We start from the raw sequence: 16,015 nt of genomic DNA on the forward strand, positions 1-16,015 counted from the left end.
TCAGATCAGGAATGCCGGCACCAGGATCAGGGCAAGCGAGATGAGCATCCCGACAGCAAAGCCGGGGATCCCTGAGTCCATGATGCCGGAGTCGAGTTTGTTCGTCCTGGCGGAGATCTGTGCCTTGAACTTGATGTCAGCCATGATACTGTCGATGGCGGCCATCCTGATTGCGCCAGATTTCTTTTCTTCTGCCATTTAGAGCGCCCCCATCCAGAGGAAACCGAGCAGGGCGAAGGAGACGATCAGGCCGATCATCAGGCCCTCAACCTTGCCCGAGTAGACACCGGCAGCAAACCTGTTGCGGTAGCCGATGTCGGTGACCATCTTCTCGATAGTCTTGAAGCGGGCGTGGATGAGTGCAAGGTCGCCGTTCATCTCGACGATCTCGCCGCCTTCCTCCTCTGCACCGCCGCCTTCTTCCTTGACTTCGACGACAATCGGTGCTTCGCCGAATGCTCCGGGGTCCTTGCCCTTGAGTTCGGCGATCTTCGCCTTGATTGCGCCGAGGTCTTCGGACTCCATGATATCGACGAATTCGGTCTGGGCCTGGAAGCGCTTGATCGCCGCGTCATCGAGGTTCTCGATGAAGGGGATTGCGCCCTGCGACCCGACAACCTTGCCGCCCTCAATGCCGCTCTCGTGGAGAGCCTTGAGGGTCTGGCCGGACAGGTGTCCCTTGACCTCGGTACCACAGAGGAGGACAAATCTGATGTTCGGGTTTGCGACGATGTTTGCGATGACCTTTTCAAGGCCGAGGTTCTCGGTCTTGCAGGATCCGCAGAGTGCCGCGCCTGCGTCACAGATGGCCTGCTCGTCGAGGTGGGAGCCCATGGTGACGACTGCGACACAGGAATTTGCGTCGCCCGAGTGGAAGTCACCCTTTACGAGGGGCCATCCACTTGCCGGTGATGTCTTGTCTGCCATTTTTTTCACCTCAGATCAGTGCGAGGGCGATAATCCCCGCAAGGAGCAGTCCTACAGCGAGACCATACCAGAGTGCGGTGACACCGCCGGCGACGACCAGAGACTTCTCTCTGCCCGGATACGAGGCAAGGAAACTGCCTTCGCCCGAGAGCATGCCGACGAGGTCGTCGGAGATCTTCTCGAGTTCGGCGACCTTGTCGATCACCGGCTGATAGGAAACTCCTGCCGTGGTGACAACGCCGACCATCGGGTCGACGACCAGCCCGAATTCGGGCAGTACGTGGACATATCCCATTAGTCCTCACCCTTTGGTTCCAGAATCGGCTTTGCGTCGAGCCATGCGAACGCGTCGCGCTTCGAGAGTTCGAGGAAGCGGGCGTAGGTGTAGTACCAGCCGGCGACTGCCACGATGAGGGAGAGAACTGCCGCACCGATGCCAACGAAGGCAAAGGAGATCACGGCGACCGGGATCATGGAGAGGAAGCCGCACTCTGCGGCGAGCATGAGGGTCCGGTCCTGCTTCTCGCCGGGGCCGAGGCAGGCGTTGAATGGGTGCTGCAGCGCGATGGAGCCGAGCATGAAGGAGACTGCCACGAGACAGCCGCCAAGGACCGTGAATTCGAAGTTCTTCATGGCAAGAGGCCCGAGAATGGCGATCTCGCGTGCAGAGAGGGCTTCGAACCCGAATCCTCCGGCCATGACGGCCGTGAAGCCCATGAGGACGATTGCACCGATGATGGCCATCTCGGTGAGCGAGCGGACCATGACCGGGATGTTCATCCTCATGACGTTGTTTGCAAGCCAGCCGGCCACTCCGCCGATGATGGCGCCGAAGACGACGGCCATGATGGGGGAGAGGAACATGCTGTTGAACACGTCTGCGGTCGCAAGGAGCATGGCGATGACGCCGGAGCCGAATGCGATCATACCGGCAGAAGGCACGCCGGTTCCGATACCGTAACTGCAGAGGTGCTTGATGGTGTCAGTGCCCCATATCAGGGCGAAGACTGCCGCAAGGCCGCCGAAGAGAGCGGCGTACTCGACAGAGAGGTACTGGTTCAGGTAGGTCAGGTACAGGCAGACAATCGATCCCACAAGACCATATGCCATGATCGTGTTGTGGGGAATGCCACCCTTTGACGCGGTAACTTGTACTGTCATTTTACACCACCACAATCAGGACTGCAAACAGACCGGCAACTGCCGAAGCGACTGCGCACCCGATGACGGCACGGGGGAAGCGCTTGAACTTCGGGTCGTGGGGGCCTTCGATCGTGCCCGTGATGTTGTACGCAGCAAGCACGGCGTTCATGAGGAACATGCCGACGGCGAAGATGCCCGCAAGAGAGACGGCGACAGGGAGTACGTCCGCAGCGGTCGCGCTGAAGAGCTCGGGGAGCTTTGCGGCGTAGACCTGGAGGAGCTCGTAGTAGATGAGCGTACCGCCGGCACCGCCGAGCATACCGCCGATCACGCCGCCAACATAGGAGATGAATGGCAGGCCGTGGCCTTCAGTGCCCTGGGACTTGTACTCGGCCTGGGAGTCGCCGGTGATCGGGTCCTTTGCGACCTTGCCTGATGCGGCCGGGATACCCATGCCGAAGATGTAGACGATGTTGACCATCAAACAGGTGACTGCCATCAGGAGACCGCCGCCGATAGCGCCGGCAGCAATGACAATGGCGATGCCGAACGCGGGGTTCGCCGCGGCCCATGCGCCGCCGAAGAGACCGGCAAGGCCGGCACCGGCTGCGAGCATGGCGACACCGGTTGCAATGCCCGGAGACTGGCCCATGGCTGCAGGTGCGCCGCCGACCGGCACGAAGTGAACACCGAAGCCGATGAGAAGGCCGCCGATGATCACGCCGATAAGAGCGGCGAGGGCGAAGTTCGCAAAGACTGCCGCGATGGCAACCGCCGCGATGATGATCACGATGCCGATAACAGATGCGACCGGGTTGATGCCCTCGGAGGCACTGGGCTTGGCTGCAATTGCGGTCATGCAGATGCCTCCTCAGCCTTGACGTACGGGCCGTAGTTCTTCCTGGCCCAGACTTCGATGTAACGGTCGATGATCATGAAGATCAGGATAATGACGACACCGGCGATGATCGCACCCCATCCTCCGGCGACGCTCTCGAAGAGAACGGTTCTCCAGAGTTCGAGGAACACGATCAGACCGAAGCAGACACCCGATGCCGGGCCGCCGAGTTTGGCGGTGAACCAGCCGTTGTCAAGGGAGCTGCGCTGACCGGCCTCGGCGTACCTGACAATGTTGCCGGACGCGGAGATCGGCACACCGGCGCCGAAGTTCTGGGTCTGGTACTGGCGTTCCTTGCCATAGAACGGGTTGCCGGTTGCGGACCCGGCGGCACCGAGGGCGATACCCCAGACGATGCCGAGAAGAGGCAGCGGGAACGGGTGACCGAGAGCTGCGACGAGGAGGTAACACATCGCTACGGTCGTAAATATTGCAACAAAGGCGTGAGCCATTGTGACGGTGGTCACCGACTTGATGACATCGATGTACACCGGCTGTTCAAACTTGGAAAGACTCGCAGTCCTGCCAAGATAAGCGGTTGTTGCATACACACCCTGCACAAATACCGCAAGTGCGGATGCGATGACAATCGCGAGCACCGGGTTCATCCCGGTGATCATGAATGCCCAGGCCACGCCTGCGCTGATAGTGACCCACAGACCATATGCGGGCGGTTCGCCGGATACTGCTTTGTTGTAGATCCGGTGAATGTAGCCCATCTGTGGAGCCAGCTGGACCTGAGAGTTCGGGTCACCCTGTGATCCGATGTTGGACTCAGTATCCTCAGCAGCGCCGGCAACGGTGGCGAGAGCACCTGCCAATGCTGTGACTCCTATGCCTAATAATACGCTTTCCATTCGTCTCCCTCCCAGCGCACAGAGATGCACGAGAGTTTTCAGTTCGCGTTACCACAGAGATGGAGTTCAAACTCGTTGTGGTTCATTTAACAGTCGTTTATGATTTAATTAAATGTTTCGGAAAGTATTGGGATTAATCCAATTATCTGGTTTAAATCTCCCAAACGGGCGAGATACTGCCGGTTTCGGCATGCCCGTTTGTCGTAGGTAAAAAAAAGTTGAGTTGGGAAATTTACCTGGCCGGGATGATCAGGGAGCGCTCGCCCGCAGGCATGAACTCGCGGATCGCACCCTTTGCAAATTCGCGCCTGGGTTCGGCGAAGTCGAACTTCAGGGACGGGTCGGCGAAGGTGATCTTGATCAGCGGGGAGAGCGACCAGGCGTCGGCGCGGGTGTAGTGGGCACTGCCGACGATGGCGGCGTACTCGCCCTGGTGACCGACGTTCATGGCGTAGTTCGGGTAGTTCGGGCCACGGAACTCGCCGATACAGCCCTCGTCCGGCCTGACAGAGAGGGAGTTCGTGGAACCGCACTGGTCCTGCAGGTCGTAGCCGAAGAAGCCGAGACGGCTCCAGCCTTCTTTGTGCAGGAGCATCGAGAGGTACCAGCCGTTGAGACCGGCGTTGGAGTTGCCGGTTGCGATACCGGTGGAGAGACCGGAGGCAGCGGCGATGACACCGGCACGCTGGGAACCGCCGAAGTGGTCCTCCATCATGGTCGGGAACTGCTCGTACTGCTCCATCGCGTTGAGGGTGACCTCGGTGGCGATGTCGTTGACGATCTCCTGGGTCGGCGTGACTTTGTCTGCCGGGTTCGGGTTCTTCCAGTCCACCTTGTACTTGTCCTTGATGTAGTCCATGCCGTAGTAGGTGAACTCATCGAGGATGTTGTCGGTGTACGCGGCGGTCGCGTACTGGGTGAAGCCGACACCGCCGGACATGTAGGACCCGAGCCAGATCTGGTCGAAGAGCATGGTGCCCGCGCCGACGACCTCGAGGGACGCCTTGGCCGGGTCGTTCGGGTACTTGCGGTCGGCCTGGACCATATCGGCGAAGTGGCCGAACTTGATGCCACCGGGCTCGTTCGGACCGCGTGCACGGCGGGCCGGGAGGATGTCGGCCATCTGAATGACGCCGGCGTGCTTTGCAGCGAAGGAAAGGTCGGCGACTGCCGCTTCACCGGCGCACATGCGGTACGCGGCGATGTACGACATGCCAAGCTGCATCGCAGACCAGCGGGAGGTGGTGCCGCCGTCGCACGTCCTGGAGACGATGGTCGGGATGTGCACGGCCTGGAACATCGACTTGCCGACGGCCGCCTTGAGGGCCTCCGCAGACTTGCCCGGGAAGAGCTTCTCGATGTTCAGGAGGAACTGGGGCTCGATGTCGTCGGCGAGTTCGTCGTCGCCGGTGAAGACCTTCACATAACAGTCCTCGGTGAGTGCCGGGTGGGTCTCGACCATGTGTTCCTGGACGACGGCCGCACCGGGCATCGCGTGGTTGAGGATGTGGAGGTACTCGTTGATCGTCTCAGGAGTGACTTCCTTGCCGAGACGCTTCTGCAGGGTGGCGTGGGCGAGGTCCATGCCGACGATGATTGTCCGGCGGATGTCGTCCCACATCTGCTGCATGGCAGCGTTGTTGACGAAGTGCAGGTCGTCGCCCTCGACGAAGACGCCGGTGCCGGAGACCTCGTAGGTCATCAGCTGGCGCTGACCCATGGGCAGGCCGCCGAGGTGGCAGCGCTCCGGGTCGTACATGGAGATGCCGCGCTGCATCTCGACGGCGCGGGACTCCTTCATGAACTCGAGTTTCCTCGCGGACTGGCGGATGCCGCCGAACTTGTAGAACTCGGCCTTCTCAGACTGCACGTCCTGTCCCTGGAACTTCTCCTTGAGTGCCTTCAGGAACAGTTTCTGCGCTCTCTCAATCTTTGCCATGGTGATCACTCCTCCTTCGGCATGAAGCCGTACTTGGTCCTCAGCGAGTGGATACGCTGGACGTACTCGACATATTCCTGGTCCTCGCGGAAACCGGTCCCGGCGAGGGAGTGGAACATGGTCGTGTGGGCCTTGAGCCAGTTCTCGTCCATCGGCTTGCCGACGTTCACGGCACGGTCGAGGGGTTCGCCGATCTGGTTCTTGACGTACTTGACGTTGCCGTCGGCGCCGAGCACGCAGCGCTGGAGCATGTCGAACATCATGCCGTCCTCTGCAAGACGGAGGGAGTGGCCGTGCACGGTCGCACCGCGGATGCCGATGCGTGCCGGGTCGAAGACTTCGGTCTCGATGAGGAGTTTGGAGTACTGGTCGAGGTCGCGCTCGCGGCACTCAACGATCTGGCGGCCCGACAGGGTGCCGGGGTCGATGCCGCGGAAGCGGTAGCACTCCATGTACGTCCTCTGGTACGGCTGGGACGGTGCGTTGAACATCGAGTCCGCAAACTGGATGTACCGCACGCGGTCGCCGGCCTTTGCACCCTCGGTCGGGGCGACGATCTTCCTGATCGGGCAGGCTGGTTCCTGCTGCTCGGCGAGCGGCGGGTGGGCGGTCGGGTAGGCCGCACCGGGCGCGCGGTGGCCGAGGATCAGGACGATGTCCTCGTCGGTCACGTCACGAAGCTTTTCAAGCTTGTAGTCCGGGTCCATCTGCTTGCGCCTGTTTTCGGCGATGACGGAGGTTCCCGGTCCGAACTGTGGTTTGTATGCCATAGACAATTTTCACCTCAATTATTCTGTTCTTTCATGAGTCTGGTAACGGCAGCGATAACATCGGCCATCTTCTCCCTGGTGGGTGTCTGCCCTCTGGTGACACCGGAGATGATCGCCTCCACACTTCCTTTTGTCCTGACTTTCTCAGGAGGAGGCATAACGAGGGCGGTCTTGACGCCCTCTTTTGCAAGATCCTCGTAGTCGATCGGGCACTGGGAGACGACGACGGCCTTGACGCCGACGTGTTCCAGGATGAACCGGATCTTCTGCACCACATGGGACCGCACATTCCCGTGGTGGAGGATCGCGACCTTATGCTCTTCGATCTGCTCGATCTCTTTCTCGGTTAACCCGAAGTAGGCGCCAAGGACTGATCCGGCAATCTTCGGAGCGTCGGGAGGCACGCCGCTTCCGGCGTTCAGCACGAGGGTGCTGACCGAGAACTCCACCCCTTCCCTCCTGAGGGCGGACGTGATGTCACAGACCGGCTTTGTGACGTGCCGGCGTCCCGGTGACATCCCGACGACGATGACGTCCGGATGACGGCATTCTGAAATGGTTCCGCGCTGGGCAAGGCCCCCGCCTTTTCCCATTCCCATGCTCTCTCTGCAGTCCACTACCTGGGTTACCCTTCCGATCGGCATGTAATCACTTTGTTCCCTGGATGATGAGCGGCCCGCTGCGACTCTTCGGATCGGTGGTTCCGAGGATCCGTTTGTCGGCGTCGGGCCCGTATTTTGCGTAGTCTGAAACGGTCGCCTGGGTCTTCATGAACTTCCCTTCCGAAAGGGAATACGGAAATTTCGTGAAGACTTCGTCGCATGCTTTCCTGATCCCGTCGATGGGGGACCGATCTTCTAGTTCGAGGAGGATCGTCCCCACCTGCACCTGAAGTTCCACGTCCTGGTCGCCGACCCGGATCACCCTCCGCATCGGGTGAGGGTTCGGCTGACCGCGAGCAGGGCCGTACGGGACGGTGGTGGGGATACGCTGGCCGTTGAGGACCAGCTTCCGTATCCCGCCAACGTCGAGGAGCCTGTTGAGAAGGAGCTCGACGGTCTCAGGGTTGAGGAAACGTGCGGGCACAATCCTGCACTGGGGATATGTGGCTTCTGTCATCTGGCTTTTACCTTAGATTGCCTTTGCGATGTTCTGCAGTGGCTTTGCGAACTCATCGATCTTGCCGTAGGTCTCGCCGTAGATCTTCGAGGTGCCCTCAGGCGTGAACATCTGAGTACCCGCATCAAGAGAGCAGGCTGCGACGACGCACGGGATGGCGAAGCCGGCCGAGTGCCTGGTCACGACGTGGTTGCCGTTGAAGATACCCGGACCGCCGCCGCCGTAGATCGAGTGGCTGAAGAAGGAGAAACCGACGGCTGTACCCATCACACGGCCGTAGTCACAGCCGGGGAGACCGGTCTCGTGCTCGAGAAGGTCGTTGAAGTACAGCAGGGTCGAGGAGACTGCCTGGGCGAACCGGCCTGCACCGCAGTTGACCATGGTGGCCGCGAGGGTGCCTGCCGCCGCGTAGGCGTTCCAGAGCATCGGGTCCTTGGTGTCGTAGTACTGGAAGTACCCACCCTTCTTGCCCGGTGCGACGACCTTGTCCTCGATCGCACGCTCGACAAGGGACTGCATCACGGTACCGATGGTGCCGGTCTGGCCGTTCTTCTTGACGAGGTCGTAGACCAGGTTGTTGGCGTTCAGGCCCTGGAAAGCGTAGCCGAGGAGCTGCGCCCTTTCGAAGGGCCCGATGGCGTTGCCCATCTCGAACTGGCCGGCCTGCTCGAAGGTCGAGGCAAGGGCGGCGCCCTGCATGGCGTTCTTGCCGGTGATCATCACGACGTGGTTGGCAGGGATGTTCCTGAGAGCAAAGCCGAGACCTTCGTTGTTCTGCGGGATAGACAGGATGGAAGTGACGTTCGCTCCCTTCATGTCCATGGTCTGCGGGTAGGTACCCCAGACTGCCGCCTTGACCATCGAGGCGTCAAAGGGCCCGATGTCGTACTGGTCGATGATCGCGTAGGTCGTTGCCGCCGCGACGGCGGTGATGGCAGCGTCGTACGTGGCTGCAGCCTCGATACGGGCCTTCGGAACCTCTACGAGGAGAAGCTTGCCGCCGAAGTCCTTGATCTTCGTGTCGTCGCCGTCTTCGATCTGAACCATGGACTGGATCTTCGCCTTGATCGCGTCGGCATCCTTGACGATGCTGAGGTCGAGGGTCCGGCCGCCAATCTGGTCCAGCTTGCCCCCGACGGATCCGGTCCTGACGCCGTTCTCGATACCGGCGAGGTTGACCGCGATCGTCCTCTTGGTGAGGTCGATCATCTTCTTGATCGCAGGGTTCACAACCGGGCTGACCTTTTCAAGGGCAACACCGCTCTTGAGAAGTTTGCCCTCATCATCGTAGAGGTCAATCGTGTCTGAGTATTTTGCCATATATTTCCTCCAGATTCGGTTTAATTCCGATACAATACGATAACTGTGCAATGATTACTAAAGGAGTCGCTGACAATTGCTGGAGTCACTACTGCACGTCCCTCAAGGGACAATTGCATACTCATCATCTCGCCATATAAGCATTGTGATTATCGGCGGCGGAAATCTCAGTATATAAATCGACATATATGGGGGGATCGAAACAATATCGGCTTTGATCCCTGCTCGGGGTGGGTGTGTGTGACGATGGCTTCTGCCAGTAGCACGGATTGGCATTTTCTGTGGGGCGGTATAACAACCGTGCCTGCGCTTCGTCCAAAAGAAAAAAAGAGGTTAAATTTAGTATTTCTGGTAAATGTGGCCGTAAATGACTTCGCCCTTCCGCTTGCCATGGCGTTCGCCCATGTCGCCCTCGTACATGGCAAACGTGGCCTTGGTACCGTCGACCTCAAGGTCGACGTCCTTGCGGTAGACGTAGCCCGGCATCATGACGTCGATGGTGCCAAAGACGTAGATCTCGCCTTTCACCATCTGTCCGCCGATCTTGGACTTGCCGTTGCCCTTCACGATGATGGTGCCGCCCTCGGCATGGGTGCCGACATGGACGTCGACATCGCCGTCGATGATGATCGTGCCGCCGTTCATGAAGGTGCCGATATCAGACCCTGCGTTGCCGTGGACACGGATGGTCCCGGACTGCATGCCTCTCCAGTCGCCGCGGTAGGCGGCGCCGAGGTAGTTGCCGGCATTGCCGTCGACCTCAATCTCGCCGCCTTTCATACCCGTGCCGGAGAAAGCGTCGATATTGCCCCTGACATGGATCCTGCCGCCTTCCATCCAGGCACCGATGTACATGTCGGCCGAGCCCTCGACGAGGATCTCGCCTGCGGTCATCCGCATGCCGATGTACTTCACCTTGAGGACATCGCCCTTGATGACGATCTTCGTCTCGGCAGCGGTTGCGCCGGCCTTGCCCGAGACATCGAAATAGGTGCCGAGGAGACCGGTCTGGTTCCCCTCATGCACATGGAATGCTGCGATCTCGGCTGCGGTCTTCCCGGCGAATGCGTCAGGAGTGATGTTCTCTGCATCGATGTAGAGGTCAGGCTGAGCCTTTGGTGTAAGTGTTACCGTCTCCATCATCATCACCTCACTGGGTCGCATCCACCTCGATGCGATACGGGTTCTTCATGAACACCTTCTCGTTCACCTCATAGTTGGCCTCGGTGACAGTGTAGTACCTGAGGAACTTCTCGGTGATGTCGCGGCGGACCTGCGGGTTGTCGTTGACCTTGGCATCGACCCACAGCGTCTTCTTGTTGCCGTTGCTGACGATCTCGCCGTCCTTGACAACAACCTCGCCGCCCTTGAGGAGGTAGGCAGCATTGCTGAAGGCCTTCTCGATGAGTTCGGGGTCCTCTGCAGTCTCGGGGTTGTAGTCGTAGACTGCAACGTCTCCCTGGAGGCCGGGCTTGAGGCTGCCGTACATATCGGCTAGGCCGAGGGCCTGTGCCGTGCCTGCCCGGGTCATCGCCGCGATCTCGTAGAGGGTGAGCTCACGGTCGAGGCCGGAGAGGAAGGTAGCGCCCCTGACCTTCTCTGCCCACTTGAGCGAGTCCATCTGGGCTTCACGGGCCTTCTGGCTCATGAGCCACTTCATGACCCGCGGGTACCGGAAGAACGGACCTGCGTTCGGGTGGTCGGTGGTGATGAACACACGCATCGGGTCCTTGGCCATGAGTGCGAGTTCAAGGCCGATAGCCCACTGGATGCCGCAGACCTTGATGTTCGGGGAGTAGACATACGGGACGACGCCTGCGGCGGTTTCGAGTTCCACATCGGTGTTCGCCCACTTGAGGTGGTTGAGTTCGGTGAGGTGGTGCTCGAACGGCCCGTCGGCGGTCATCGTCGTGGTCTCGTCGAGAGTCACGCAGCCAAGGTCCATGGTCATGTTGTCATGGCTGTTGACATAGTTCATGATCTCGTCGGCCTTCGACTCCACGTTGGCCCAGCTGTCGCCGCCATAGGAGTGGAACTGGACGTGGGTGTGGTGCATGACCTGCTTGCGCCCGAAGTCGTTGTTCGGCTTTGCGCCCTCGAAGAGCTTGAAGGTCTCAAGGGTCGTCTCGAAGTTGCCTGGATTGCCCAGGTTGTTCGTGTGAATGTGGATGGAGTGCGGGAGCCTCAGGGCCTCGTTCGCGTCCATCAGGCCCTTCATGATCTGGGCCGGGGTGATGTCGAAGTACGGGACCGGGTCGTGGATGGAGTTGCAGTTCAGACCCCAGCCCCAGGCCTCGGTGCCGCCCGGGTTGACGATCTTGATCGCATAGCCACGGGTGGTCCGCAGGAGCCAGGAGATGTACGCTTCGACATTCTCCATCTCGTTGTTCTTCAGGTACTCGAGGACGAACCAGTTGTTCCCGAAGACCGGGTAAGCGCCCTGATCGAGGATCGGGGTGTCCCGCATCTCTTCGTGGGTGTGGCGGGCGTACAGGGGCGGCATGGCCGCTTCCATGACGGTGCCATAGCCCATCCGGGCGTACAGGTAGCCGGTCCTGAAGACGGTCGGGACTGAGAAGCCACCGGCCATCCTCCTGACGCCCTTTCCTGCCTCACAGTTGAAGAGCTTGTCCTCGGGCCGGAAGTTCCGGCCGACATTGACCTTCGGGCCGGCGACGTGAGCGTGGATGTCCACGCCGGCAGCCATCACGGTCTTGCCTGCGGCGTCGATGACCTGCGGGTTCGAGAGGGCGGTGGACTCGACGATCTTGCCGTCTTTCACGGCAATATCGGCCTTGTCTCCGTTGATCCCGAGCACCGGGTCAAAAACAAATCCGTTTTTGATGAGGTATTCTGCCATGTTTACGCAACCCCCTTGATTTCCTTGACGCGTGTGAGGACCATTTTCAGGAACTCCTCGTCGCTGACCATGCCTTCGGGGGCTTCGACGACCTTTCTGGTCTCGATCGGGACATTGTCCATGCGGTATGCGCACCCGGCTTCCTCAACGCCCACAAATGCCACGGGCATGTGGAGTTTGCAGACCGCAGAGGTCGGCGTGTGGTGCGGGTCGACGCAGACGGACGGGAGCTGTGCGATCTTCTTCACCGAGGATATCGGGAAGTGTGCACCCGGGTCAGACCCGAGGACGAAGACCGCGTCCACCTCGCCGCGCCGCAGGAGGTCGTTCGAGGACGAGTCGCCCGGGTTGTAACGGGCGAAGCCGCGGGAGAGGTCCACGCAGAACGGGAATCCGAACTGCCAGCCGAGCACCTGGCCGGAGCCGGTGACGTTGTAGTGGCCACGCATCGGCATGATTGCCGCCTTCGTGTACTCGTTGAGGTCACGGGTGAGAGAGATGGCCATGTCGATGTTGTGGTTCTTCGAGAGCGTCTGGGTGACACCCATGCCGAAGAAGATGACCACGAAACGTCCGGACTTGAGGGTCTCGGCAACGTCCTGGATCGTCTCTCTCGGGATGCCAGCGACTGTCTCCGGGAGCGGTGCGCCGCGGACGGCGACACGGAGGGCGCTCAGGAGCTCGTAGTCACGGCCCTGCTCGATCTGCATGTGGACGTCGGCCATCTTCGCGGTGTCTGTGCTCCGCGGGTCGACGACGACCATTTTCCGTGCCTTGTGGCCCTTTCCGGTGAAGAAGCCGCGGGGGAAGATCGAGTACCTGCTCATGTGCCGCGGGTGGGCGTGGGCAGGGTTGCAGCCCCAGAAGACGATCCTGTCGGCACGGTTCTTGACCTCACCGAGGGTACAGCTCGGCACCCCGACGTCCTGCACGGCGATGAGGGTCGTGCCGTGGCAGACCGTTGCAGTGTTGTCGACGACCGCACCGACGATCTCTGCGATCTCGTTGCCGGTGCTCTGGGCCTCGCAGTTCGTCGAGGACCAGCCGTACATGAGGGGCTTCTTTGCGTTGCAGAGCATCTGGGCGGTGTAATCGACGGCATCGTCGATGCTGACATCCTTCCAGTTGCCTTCCTCGTCCTGCATCTGTGGGACTTTCAGGCGGTCTTTTGCCTGCGAATGAAGGAACTTCTCTGTGCCGATGACACAGGCATTGTAGACCTCAAGGATCTGCGTGCCGTCGTCGGAGACCTTGACTTCAAGGTCGTCGCAGAGTGTTCCGCAGAACGGACAGACAACATCGGTTACAATCTTTGTCATTAGATTTCACCCCTGCAGGCTTTGCGGACAAGGACGAGCGAGTCATACACCGGTTCGTCTCCGGCGACCTCGACCCTGACCGGCACGCCCTTGAAGGTCGGCATCCCGGTGGAGTAGGTGTTCGGGTTGATGATCATGTTCGCCCAGGGACCCATCGGGATGAAGGCAAGGCCCGGGTGGGGGCCCTGGGTCGTCTGGACTGCCTTGACAACGACGCTGCCGAATTCGCTGGTGACGCGTACGTTGGTGTTTCTCCATGCCCCGAGGCGCTTGAAGTCGGCGTCATCCATCTCGATGATGCCACAGGCCTTGGTGTAGGCGGGCTTCTCCTTGCCCGCCTCCATGGATACGCCCTGCTGGATCGTACGCCCTGAGATTAGATTCAATTCTATTTCTGGCACCGTAACATCCTCCGTAGGTTACTGCTTCATCTGGTTGAGGGGGCTGGGGCCAAGGTCCTTGACCGTCTGGACGACATCCTCCATGACCTTTGCCCACTTTGCACCCTCAGATGCCGAGACGAAGGTCATCCTGAGGCGGTTGTCTTCGATGCCCAGGTCCTTGAGGATGCTCTTCATGAGGAACATCCTCTTTGCGCACTTGAAGTTGCCTGCAATGTAGTGGCAGTCGCCGAAGTGGCACCCGGAGACGAGCACACCGTCAGCACCGTCGGCGAAGGCCTTCATGATGAAGAGCGGGTCGACACGGCCGGTGCACATGATGCGGATGGCACGGACGTCGGGCGGGTACTGGGTACGGGCGCTACCGGCGAGGTCTGCACCGGCGTACGAACACCAGTTGCAGATGATAGCGAGAATCTTGGGTTTCCATTCTTCGTCTGCCATTTACTGCTCACCTCCAAGGAGGAATGCATCGATCTGCGCAACGATCTGCGGAGTGGTGAAGTGCTGCATGTAGATCGCACCGCCGGGGCAGAAGCCACCGCAGGTACCGCAGCCCTTGCACTTTGCTTCGGTGACGTGCATGACCTGCCTGCCGTCCTTCTCGATGAGGTCGAGTGCGGAGTACGGGCAGAGGCTGATGCACATGCCGCAGCCTGCGCACTTGTCTTCCATACACTGGGCGAAGTACGGTTCGAGTTCGACCTTGCCCGTGTGGATCGGGATGGATGCTGCGGATGCCGCACCCTCGGCCTGGGCGACTGTGTCGGGGATATCCTTGGGGCCCTGACAGACACCGGCAAGGAAGACGCCGGCGGTCGTGGTTCCGCAGGGGTTGAGCTTCGGGTGGGCCTCAAGGAGCCAGCCGTCCTGCGAGCAGGAGACGCCGAAGAGGTGTCTGACGTGGTCGGTCTCGGCGGTCGGTTGAACGGCGGCGGCGAGCACTACCATATCGGCCTCAAGGTCGACGGGCCTGCCGAGGAGGGTGTCCTCTGCATATACGTGGAGGTTCTTCGTCTTCGCGTCCTCAAGGACGTTGGCGACACGGCCGCGGATGAACTTTGCGCCCTCGTTCTGGATACGGTAGTAGAACTCCTCGTACATCTTGCCGAAGGACCTGATGTCCATGTAGAAGATGTAGGGGATGCATCCGGGGATCTTCTCCATGATCTGATGGGCGTGCTTGAGCGAGTACATGCAGCAGAACCGGCTGCAGTACGGCTTGCCGACGCCGGTGTTGTCACGGGAGCCTGCACAGAGGATGAAGGCGACCTTCATCGGGGTCTTGCCGTCGGACGGGCGGATCAGGTGGCCGCCGGTCGGGCCGGACGCGCAGATGAGCCGTTCAAACTCGAGCGAGGTGATGACGTTTTCGAACTGCTGGTAGCCCCACTCGCGCTTCTTCTCGATCGGGAAGGCGTCATAGCCGGTGGCGAGGATGATGGTGCCGACCTTGACGGTCTCGAAGGTGTCCTGCATCTCGAGGTCGATGGCCTTCTTCTCACCGCATGCCTCGACACAGAGGCCGCACTTCACACACGCGTCGAAGTCGACCGTGTAGATCAGAGGGACGACCTGCGGGTGGTAGATGTAGATGGCCTTTCTCGGCTTCATGCCGAACTCGAAGGGGTTCGGCTTGATGACCGGACAGACGGCGTCACAGTCGCCGCAGCCGTTGCAGCCGCCGCCGATGATGCCTTTTGCCGCGGCCTCGGTCGGGCTCATAACACCGCGGGCCTTCTTCCTGAGGGTGATGTCGAAGTTGCCGATGTAGCCGTCGACCGCCTCGACCTCGGTGTAGGTGTGGAGCTCGATGTTCGGGTGACGCCCGACGTCCACCATCTTCGGAGTGAGGATGCACTGGGAGCAGTCGAGGGTCGGGAAGGTCTTGTCGAGCTGGGACATGCGCCCGCCGACTGTCGGCTGCTTTTCGATGAGGTAGGTCTTGATCCCGGCGTTTGCAAGGTCGAGTGCGGCCTGGATGCCGCCGACACCTGCGCCGACGACCATGGCGGCGTGCTCGACGGGCACGCTCTTCGGGTAGAGGTCCTCGAGGAGTCTCGCCTTGGCGACGGCAATGTTGATGGCGTCCTTTGCCTTGGCGGTGGCCCCCTCATGGTCGTGCATGTGAACCCACGAGTTCTGGTCACGGATGTTTGCCATCTCGAACCTGAACGGGTTCAGGCCGCCTTCCTTTGTGGCCGTCCTGAAGGTCGGCTCGTGGAGACGGGGCGTGCATGCGGCGACGACGATGCCGGTGAGGTCGTGCTCCTTGATGGCGTCGATGATCTTCGACTGGCCTGGCGTCGAGCACATGTACTGGTAGTCATCCGCGACGATGACGCCCGGGAGGGTCTTTGCGTATTCCTTGACGGCCCCCACGTCGATAGTTCCCGCGATGTTGGTGCCGCAGTGGCACACGAATACACCTATTCTTGGCTGTTTTTTCTCTTCTGCCATGT

17 protein-coding genes are annotated in these 16,015 nt (G+C 60.4%); all 17 read right to left on the reverse strand.

Features of this window, described 5'->3' with window-relative positions:
- On the reverse strand, positions 1-198 hold the full coding sequence (locus MEFOE_RS03435) for a tetrahydromethanopterin S-methyltransferase subunit F (protein ID WP_067048358.1): 198 nt from the start codon (positions 196-198) through the stop codon (positions 1-3).
- Positions 199-927, reverse strand: a complete 729-nt coding sequence (gene mtrA, locus MEFOE_RS03440) for a tetrahydromethanopterin S-methyltransferase subunit A (RefSeq protein ID WP_067048361.1) — start codon at positions 925-927, stop codon at positions 199-201. It lies immediately after the preceding gene.
- A 10-nt stretch (positions 928-937) separates the two neighbouring features.
- Positions 938-1,222: a tetrahydromethanopterin S-methyltransferase subunit MtrB gene (gene mtrB / locus MEFOE_RS03445; protein WP_067048363.1), complete on the reverse strand. Its 285-nt coding sequence runs from the start codon at positions 1,220-1,222 to the stop codon at positions 938-940.
- Positions 1,222-2,088 carry a tetrahydromethanopterin S-methyltransferase subunit MtrC gene (gene mtrC, locus MEFOE_RS03450; RefSeq protein WP_067048365.1) on the reverse strand — a complete coding sequence of 289 codons (867 nt, stop codon included), beginning with the start codon at positions 2,086-2,088 and terminating at the stop codon, positions 1,222-1,224. Before mtrC ends, mtrB begins: the two co-directional genes overlap by 1 nt.
- A 1-nt stretch (position 2,089) precedes the next feature.
- Positions 2,090-2,929 carry a tetrahydromethanopterin S-methyltransferase subunit D gene (gene mtrD, locus MEFOE_RS03455; RefSeq protein WP_067048367.1) on the reverse strand — a complete coding sequence of 280 codons (840 nt, stop codon included), beginning with the start codon at positions 2,927-2,929 and terminating at the stop codon, positions 2,090-2,092.
- Positions 2,926-3,825, reverse strand: a complete 900-nt coding sequence (gene mtrE, locus MEFOE_RS03460) for a tetrahydromethanopterin S-methyltransferase subunit E (RefSeq protein ID WP_067048370.1) — start codon at positions 3,823-3,825, stop codon at positions 2,926-2,928. The genes mtrD and mtrE overlap by 4 nt, the downstream gene beginning before the upstream one ends.
- 232 nt (positions 3,826-4,057) lie before the next feature.
- A complete protein-coding gene (mcrA, locus tag MEFOE_RS03465; protein ID WP_067052907.1) occupies positions 4,058-5,764 on the reverse strand; it encodes a coenzyme-B sulfoethylthiotransferase subunit alpha in 1,707 nt (568 codons plus the stop codon).
- Positions 5,765-5,769: 5 nt separating this feature from the next.
- Positions 5,770-6,534, reverse strand: a complete 765-nt coding sequence (mcrG, locus tag MEFOE_RS03470; protein ID WP_067048373.1) for a coenzyme-B sulfoethylthiotransferase subunit gamma — start codon at positions 6,532-6,534, stop codon at positions 5,770-5,772.
- Between the two features lie 14 nt (positions 6,535-6,548).
- Complete coding sequence (gene mcrC, locus MEFOE_RS03475) at positions 6,549-7,178, reverse strand: methyl-coenzyme M reductase I operon protein C (protein ID WP_067048376.1); 630 nt, start codon at positions 7,176-7,178, stop codon at positions 6,549-6,551.
- 4 nt (positions 7,179-7,182) lie between these two features.
- Positions 7,183-7,653: a methyl-coenzyme M reductase operon protein D gene (gene mcrD / locus MEFOE_RS03480; RefSeq protein WP_067048380.1), complete on the reverse strand. Its 471-nt coding sequence runs from the start codon at positions 7,651-7,653 to the stop codon at positions 7,183-7,185.
- 12 nt (positions 7,654-7,665) lie between these two features.
- Positions 7,666-8,973, reverse strand: a complete 1,308-nt coding sequence (mcrB, locus tag MEFOE_RS03485; protein ID WP_067048385.1) for a coenzyme-B sulfoethylthiotransferase subunit beta — start codon at positions 8,971-8,973, stop codon at positions 7,666-7,668.
- Between the two features lie 339 nt (positions 8,974-9,312).
- Entirely contained in the window at positions 9,313-10,113 is an 801-nt protein-coding gene (locus MEFOE_RS03490; protein ID WP_067052909.1) for a formylmethanofuran dehydrogenase subunit C, read from the reverse strand.
- Positions 10,114-10,123: 10 nt separating this feature from the next.
- A complete protein-coding gene (locus MEFOE_RS03495) occupies positions 10,124-11,833 on the reverse strand; it encodes a formylmethanofuran dehydrogenase subunit A (protein ID WP_067048387.1) in 1,710 nt (569 codons plus the stop codon).
- Positions 11,834-11,835: 2 nt separating this feature from the next.
- Positions 11,836-13,152 (reverse strand): formylmethanofuran dehydrogenase subunit B, encoded by a 1,317-nt coding sequence (locus MEFOE_RS03500; protein ID WP_067048390.1) that lies wholly within the window; start codon positions 13,150-13,152, stop codon positions 11,836-11,838.
- Positions 13,152-13,553 (reverse strand): molybdopterin dinucleotide binding domain-containing protein, encoded by a 402-nt coding sequence (locus MEFOE_RS03505; protein ID WP_083523313.1) that lies wholly within the window; start codon positions 13,551-13,553, stop codon positions 13,152-13,154. The genes MEFOE_RS03500 and MEFOE_RS03505 overlap by 1 nt, the downstream gene beginning before the upstream one ends.
- A gap of 18 nt (positions 13,554-13,571) precedes the next feature.
- Positions 13,572-13,997: a hydrogenase iron-sulfur subunit gene (locus MEFOE_RS03510; RefSeq protein ID WP_067048396.1), complete on the reverse strand. Its 426-nt coding sequence runs from the start codon at positions 13,995-13,997 to the stop codon at positions 13,572-13,574.
- Positions 13,998-16,013 carry a CoB--CoM heterodisulfide reductase iron-sulfur subunit A family protein gene (locus MEFOE_RS03515; protein ID WP_067048400.1) on the reverse strand — a complete coding sequence of 672 codons (2,016 nt, stop codon included), beginning with the start codon at positions 16,011-16,013 and terminating at the stop codon, positions 13,998-14,000.
- Positions 16,014-16,015 lie beyond the last annotated feature (2 nt).

Origin of the sequence: Methanofollis ethanolicus, assembly GCF_001571385.1 — an archaeon.
In the GTDB taxonomy this organism is placed as follows: domain Archaea; phylum Halobacteriota; class Methanomicrobia; order Methanomicrobiales; family Methanofollaceae; genus Methanofollis; species Methanofollis ethanolicus.

Excerpts from the sequence above, each read along its gene's own strand:
- mtrA (WP_067048361.1), bottom strand. The coding sequence starts at position 927 with ATGGCAGACAAGACATCACCGGCAAGTGGATGGCCCCTCGTAAAGGGT.
- MEFOE_RS03500 (WP_067048390.1), bottom strand. The coding sequence starts at position 13,152 with ATGACAAAGATTGTAACCGATGTTGTCTGTCCGTTCTGCGGAACACTC.
- MEFOE_RS03515 (WP_067048400.1), bottom strand. The coding sequence starts at position 16,013 with ATGGCAGAAGAGAAAAAACAGCCAAGAATAGGTGTATTCGTGTGCCAC.
- mtrD (WP_067048367.1), bottom strand. The coding sequence starts at position 2,929 with ATGACCGCAATTGCAGCCAAGCCCAGTGCCTCCGAGGGCATCAACCCG.
- mcrG (WP_067048373.1), bottom strand. The coding sequence starts at position 6,534 with ATGGCATACAAACCACAGTTCGGACCGGGAACCTCCGTCATCGCCGAA.
- mcrA (WP_067052907.1), bottom strand. The coding sequence starts at position 5,764 with ATGGCAAAGATTGAGAGAGCGCAGAAACTGTTCCTGAAGGCACTCAAG.
- MEFOE_RS03495 (WP_067048387.1), bottom strand. The coding sequence starts at position 11,833 with ATGGCAGAATACCTCATCAAAAACGGATTTGTTTTTGACCCGGTGCTC.
- mtrB (WP_067048363.1), bottom strand. The coding sequence starts at position 1,222 with ATGGGATATGTCCACGTACTGCCCGAATTCGGGCTGGTCGTCGACCCG.
- mtrC (WP_067048365.1), bottom strand. The coding sequence starts at position 2,088 with ATGACAGTACAAGTTACCGCGTCAAAGGGTGGCATTCCCCACAACACG.
- mcrB (WP_067048385.1), bottom strand. The coding sequence starts at position 8,973 with ATGGCAAAATACTCAGACACGATTGACCTCTACGATGATGAGGGCAAA.
- mcrD (WP_067048380.1), bottom strand. The coding sequence starts at position 7,653 with ATGACAGAAGCCACATATCCCCAGTGCAGGATTGTGCCCGCACGTTTC.
- mcrC (WP_067048376.1), bottom strand. The coding sequence starts at position 7,178 with ATGCCGATCGGAAGGGTAACCCAGGTAGTGGACTGCAGAGAGAGCATG.
- mtrE (WP_067048370.1), bottom strand. The coding sequence starts at position 3,825 with ATGGAAAGCGTATTATTAGGCATAGGAGTCACAGCATTGGCAGGTGCT.
- MEFOE_RS03435 (WP_067048358.1), bottom strand. The coding sequence starts at position 198 with ATGGCAGAAGAAAAGAAATCTGGCGCAATCAGGATGGCCGCCATCGAC.
- MEFOE_RS03490 (WP_067052909.1), bottom strand. The coding sequence starts at position 10,113 with ATGGAGACGGTAACACTTACACCAAAGGCTCAGCCTGACCTCTACATC.
- MEFOE_RS03510 (WP_067048396.1), bottom strand. The coding sequence starts at position 13,997 with ATGGCAGACGAAGAATGGAAACCCAAGATTCTCGCTATCATCTGCAAC.